Origin of the sequence: Deinococcus pimensis DSM 21231 (genome assembly GCF_000519345.1) — a bacterium.
GTDB lineage: Bacteria > Deinococcota > Deinococci > Deinococcales > Deinococcaceae > Deinococcus_A > Deinococcus_A pimensis.
The window spans coordinates 71,407-76,506 of the sequence record NZ_KI912637.1; the positions used below are offsets into that span (position 1 = coordinate 71,407).

The 5,100-nt window shown below is 73.3% G+C and carries 5 protein-coding genes and 1 pseudogene; 1 reads left to right on the forward strand and 5 read right to left on the reverse strand.

The genetic code is table 11. From position 1 onward, the window contains the following. From DEIPI_RS0109000 to DEIPI_RS0109010, 3 genes are all read right to left on the reverse strand, one after another. Positions 1-876 (reverse strand): phosphotransferase enzyme family protein (locus tag DEIPI_RS0109000; protein ID WP_027481569.1); only part of this gene is annotated, 876 nt, incomplete at its 3' end. Between the two features lie 28 nt (positions 877-904). After that, positions 905-1,813: a DNA polymerase III subunit delta gene (holA, locus tag DEIPI_RS0109005; RefSeq protein ID WP_027481570.1), complete on the reverse strand. Its 909-nt coding sequence runs from the start codon at positions 1,811-1,813 to the stop codon at positions 905-907. Further along, positions 1,810-2,577 carry a serine/threonine-protein kinase gene (locus DEIPI_RS0109010; RefSeq protein WP_027481571.1) on the reverse strand — a complete coding sequence of 256 codons (768 nt, stop codon included), beginning with the start codon at positions 2,575-2,577 and terminating at the stop codon, positions 1,810-1,812. Before DEIPI_RS0109010 ends, holA begins: the two co-directional genes overlap by 4 nt. Positions 2,578-2,843: 266 nt before the next feature. Between DEIPI_RS0109010 and hemB the strand changes: the two genes are divergently transcribed. Beyond that, a complete protein-coding gene (hemB, locus tag DEIPI_RS0109015) occupies positions 2,844-3,875 on the forward strand; it encodes a porphobilinogen synthase (protein WP_045233962.1) in 1,032 nt (343 codons plus the stop codon). 17 nt (positions 3,876-3,892) lie between these two features. Here hemB and DEIPI_RS29770 read toward each other — a convergent pair whose 3' ends face one another. Both DEIPI_RS29770 and DEIPI_RS39335 read right to left on the reverse strand, forming a co-directional pair. Next, positions 3,893-4,246, reverse strand: coding sequence for a hypothetical protein (locus DEIPI_RS29770; RefSeq protein ID WP_157463563.1), 354 nt, complete (start codon positions 4,244-4,246; stop codon positions 3,893-3,895). A gap of 50 nt (positions 4,247-4,296) precedes the next feature. After that, a pseudogene (locus tag DEIPI_RS39335) lies at positions 4,297-5,100 on the reverse strand (hypothetical protein); the annotation flags it as partial.

Sequence of the window (5,100 nt, forward strand, 5' to 3'; positions counted from 1 at the left end):
ACGGAGCCGGACGAACGCGCCGAGCAGCTCCCGCTCGCGCGGCCACAGCGGGCGGATCTCCTCGTACCCGGCCAGGAAGGCCGCGCGCAGCGCGCCGTCCCCGTCGCCCACGCCGAGGTGGGCCAGCATCGCGGCGAGGTCGTACAGGGCGGGCCCGAACTGACAGTCGTCGAAGTCGATCCCGCCGATCCCGCCCGCCGAGCGCACCACGTTGCCCGGGTGCAGGTCGATGTGGAGCAGATGGGACCGCACCTCGCCCCGCTGGGCCGCCGCGAGCGCCGTTCGCGCCGCCCGGCGGGCCAGCGTGATCGCGCGCCGCTCCACCCGCGTGAGGTGCGTGCCGTCGAGCAGGTCGGGAGGCCAGGCCCGGAAGGCCGCCTCGTCCCCCAGGTGCGGCCTCGTGAACTCCTCGGGAAGGGTGAAGCACAGGGCGTGCTCGTGCAGCGCCGCCGCGAAGCGCCCGACCGCGCGGGTGTCGTCCGACGTGGGCGTCCCCCCGAGGACGTCGCCCTCCACCCAGTCGAGCAGCGCGGCCAGCCACGTGGTTCCCGCGGCGCGCGGCGGACCCTGGAAGGACCGCACGAGGCGGCCGTCCGGAAAGGGTCGCGGGGCGGGCACGCGCAGGGGCGTGTCCCGACGCAGCGCGCGTAGCCACGTGAACTCCGACACCATCCGAGCAGACGTGAGCCGCCCGGGAGGCTTGAGCCTCAGCAGCAGGACCCCGTTGGGCGTGTCCACTCGGAACGTGACGTTCTCCGCGTCCCCGAGGGGCGTCAGGTCCAGGACCGTGAGGCCGCCCGAGCGGAGCACCTCGCGCGCGAGGTCCGTCACGCTCCCCGCGTGGGGCGTGTCGCTGGTGTCGGGAATGGGGACCATGAGGTTCTCAGACTACCCGGCCTTCGCGCTAGACGCTGAGGGACACCACGAGCCGTTCGAGCGCCAGCGCGGGGTCCGCGCCGCTCTTCATCGCGAGGTCCGTCTGCGCGATGCGCGAGAGGTGCGCGCGGATCCTCGCCTCGTTCAGGCGGCGCGCGACCTCCAGCGCCTTCTTCGCCGGGTAGGGCTTCACCCCGAGACGGCTCGCGGCGGCGTTCTCGTTCGTGCCGGGCTCCTGCTGCACGAGCGCCACGCAGCGCGCCACGAGGCTGTACTGCCACACGACGGCGCCCATGATCTTGAAGGGATCCTCGCCCTGCGCGAGGAGCCGCGAGAGCTGCGCGATCGCCTCCTGCGGACGGCCCGAGGTGGCCGCGCCCAGCATCGCGAAGCTGTCGCCGGGCGACTCCCGGCCCACGACGCGCCGCACGGACTCGCGGTCCAGCTTCGTGTCGATCAGGGCGAGCTTGAGCAGCTCTCCCTCGATGCCCGCGAGGTCCGCGCCGAACACCTCCGCGAGGTACGACGCGGCGTCGCGCTCCAGCTTCAGTTTGTGCTCCTTCGCGCGGGTCACGACCCAGCCCGTCACGTCTCCCGGACGTTCCGGCGCGGGCGACGCGACGTGCTGCCCGCGTTCCTCGTAGAGCTTCACGCGTGTCTTCGGGCCGCTCGGGTCGATGACCACCACCGTCGCGTGCGCCGCACCCCGCCCGATGACCTCCAGCAGGTCCTTCGTGATCTTCGCGCCCTCCAGGTCGACCACGACGCCCGCCTCACCGAACAGGCTGGGCATCAGGAGGGGCGCGAGCGCGTCGGGCGTGACGTCCTCGCCGGAGAGGCGCGGCAGGTCCCGCCAGCTCAGCCCGCGCGCCATCACGGCGCGCCGCGCGGCCTCCTCCGCGAGGAAGCGGTTGCCGCTGAAGCCGAGGAGCGTCATCGGAGGTTGCTCTCCGCGCGCTCCAGCTCGATCAGGAAGGCCAGCGCGCTCGACGGGCGCCGCTCCGGGTCGCGCGACAGCGCGGACTCCAGCAGGGGATGCAGCGCCACCGGGAAGGGGAGGGGGGCGCGCTCGTCCTTGATGCCCGCCAGCCAGCTCAGCGGGTCACGGTACGGCGGTCCGCCCGCGAGGCACTCGAAGAGGATCGCGCCCGCGCTGTACAGGTCGCTGCGCGGGTCCGTGCGGACGCCGCGGAACTGCTCGGGCGCCATGTAGTGCGGCGTGCCGAGCCGATCGCCGCGCGCCGTGATGCGCGGCAGCGCGCGGTCGTGCGACAGGCCGAAGTCCGTGACGCGCACCCGCCCGTGCTCCAGCAGGATGTTCTCCGGCTTGAGGTCGAGGTGCGTGACGCCGCGCGTGTGCGCGTGCCCGATCGCGGAGAGGACGCCGCGGATGATGTCGATCGCCTCGGTCGGTTCCAGCACGCCACGGTCGAGCCGGGCGCGCAGGTCCCCGCCGGGAATGAAGCGGAAGATGAGCTGGGTCTCGGTGTGCGCGAGGAGGGGCACGACGTTGGGATGGCTGAGCCGCGCGGCGATCTCGCCCTCGCGGTGGAAGCGCGCGGCGAACTCCGGCGTGTCGCAGGTGAGGGACTTGATCAGAACCTGCTGACCCCGCCATTCGGACCGTTCGAGCCGGACGCCGTAACGTTCGTGGAGGACCTCCAGGCAGCGCGCCCTTTCGTTGGCTGGAAGCAACGTCACGCGAACATTCTACGAGAGGATCCGTGAGAGACCGATTCGCACCGAACGCGCCCGGCACGCGAATTTTCATGATTCGTGAAAAAGTCGTCCTGGCCGCGAAATTTCGCACGTCCCGTCTCTCATGCGAGGGTGCCGTCGCCCTCACGGCGCCGCGACGTCTCCTCACGCCCGCCCGACCGTTCACACTTCCGTTCTCATGTCCGGTGCGGGCCGCAATCGTGGCGGAGGACGTGAGCGCCCACGGGCGCCTGCGCTAGCCTGCCCGCATGACCACGACCGACCCCCGGCCCTCGGACGCGCAGCTCGCGGCGCGCCTCCAGCTGCAGGAACGTCCCCGCCGTCTGCGGCGCACGCCCGCCCTGCGCGGCTTCCTGCGCGAGGCGCACCTCGCGCCGCACCAGCTGATCCTCCCGATGTTCGTCCACGACGGTACGGAGCGCGAGGAGATCCGCTCCATGCCCGGCGTGTACCGCCACTCCATCGACGGGCTGCTGCGCGAGGCCGAGACCGCCGCGCGGCTCGGCGTGGGCAGCGTCGCCCTCTTCCCGCGCGTGCCCGACGCCCTGAAGGACCCGCGCGGCAGCGAGAGCCTCAACCCCGAGGGGCTCTTCCAGCGCGCCGTCCGCGCCCTCAAGCGCGAACTGCCCGACCTCGCCGTCGTCACGGACGTCGCCCTCGACCCGTACTCCAGCGACGGGCACGACGGCCTCGTGAGCGAGGGCGGCGAGATCCTCAACGACGAGACCGTCGAGCTGCTCGTCCGCATGGCCGTCTCGCAGGCCGAGGCGGGCGCGGACGTCATCGCGCCGAGCGACATGATGGACGGCCGCGTCGGCGCGATCCGGGCGGGTCTCGACGAGGCGGGCTTCGGTCACGTCGCCGTGATGGCGTACTCCACGAAGTACAAGAGCGCCTACTACGGCCCCTTCCGCGACGCGCTCGATTCCGCGCCCCGCGCGGGCGACAAGGCGACCTACCAGATGGACCCGCTCGGCGGCTACCGCGAGGCGGCGCGCGAGTCGCGGCTCGACGTGGCGCAGGGCGCGGACTTCCTGATGGTGAAGCCCGCCCTCGCGTACCTCGACGTGCTGCGCTTCGTCCGCGAGCACTTCGATCTGCCCGTCGTGGCGTACAACGTCAGCGGGGAGTACGCCATGGTGAAGGCCGCCGCGCTCGCCGGGTACGTCGACGAGCGCCGCATCGTGCTCGAAACGCTCGGCAGCATGCGCCGCGCGGGCGCCGACGGCATCCTCACGTACCACGCGCTCGACGCGGCCCGCTGGCTCGCGGAGGAGTAGCCGCGCCGCGCCGCCGCTCAGCCCCCGTGGCCGGGCGGCGGCGTCTCCTGACGCAGGCTGAAGTCGAACACCTGCCGTCCGCCCACCTCGCGGCGCGTCACGCCCGCGAAGCGGAACCAGCCGAGGTCGTACCAGACGTTCGGGCGAAGCCGCTCCCACACGCGGGCGGGTGTGCCCCCGTGCAGCGCGTCGAGTCCGAGCGCGGTGGCGGGCGTCAGGACCTGATCGCCCGTCACGCCGTCCCCGAGGTAGTGCAGCACCTCCCCGTCCCAGAAGTTCAGGTAGCCGCTGAGGCCGTAGTCCAGCAGGAGGCTCAGCCGACCGTCGGGAAGGCGGCGGATGCCGCGTCGCCCGCCGTGCGCGGCCGACACGTGCGTCCACGGGTACGGTCCGGCCCGGGGGAGGTCGGGCGGGCCGGGCTTCACACCTGCGACGGCACCAGCGCGCCCGCGAAGCTCACCGCGAAGCGCTGGCCGCTGCGCGCCACGATCACGCCGCCCTGCGGGAAGCTGAAGACCCACAGGTCACGCACGGGCATCGCCGGGAAGCCCGGCAGGACCGCCGTGACCTCGCCGCGGTAGTCGGCGCGCAACGTGAGGACGCGGCCCAGCACGGGCACCGTGACGGGATCGCCGTCGTACTGACGCGTCCAGAGGTCCCCGTCGCGCTGCACCTCGTGGTCGCCGCCGAGGTCGTGGTCGCCCTGCTGCTGCGCCTGACGGGCCGCGCGCAGGACGTTCATGAGGCGGGTGGCGCGCGCCTCGTCGCACCCGAGGGTCCGCGCGACCTCGCGGAAGGCGCGCGTGACGTCCTCGTCGGGCCGCCTCGCGATGCGCGCGAGCAGGTTGTGCGCGCCCCTGCGGGCGAAGGCGAGGAGCGCGCCGGGCGCAGCTGCGCCGTACTTCTCGGCGGTGCCCGGCGCGAGCGACGCGAGGTCCATGCGGCCGTCACGCAGCCACTGCGCCACGCCACGCGCCACCCGCAGGTGCAGGAAGGCGTCCGAGGGCTCCAGCAGGGCCGTCACGACCCGCCCGAGCGCGACGAGTTCCGGGAGGGACACGCGCTCCACGAGCTCCAGGTCCAGCAGCAGGTAGTCCTGCCTGACGAGGGCGCGCAGTTCCACACCGTCGAGCGCGACGGTGGTCACGCCGATCCCGTCGGGTTCGCGGCGCAGGGGCGTGGCGGTGCCGCCCGCCACGAGCGTCCAGCCCGTGCCCTCGGGACG

What these genes read in the sequence shown, in the direction of transcription:
- holA (WP_027481570.1), bottom strand. Translation starts at nt 1,813, where the DNA reads ATGACGCTCCTCGGCTTCAGCGGCAACCGCTTCCTCGCGGAGGAGGCC.
- hemB (WP_045233962.1), top strand. Translation starts at nt 2,844, where the DNA reads ATGACCACGACCGACCCCCGGCCCTCGGACGCGCAGCTCGCGGCGCGC.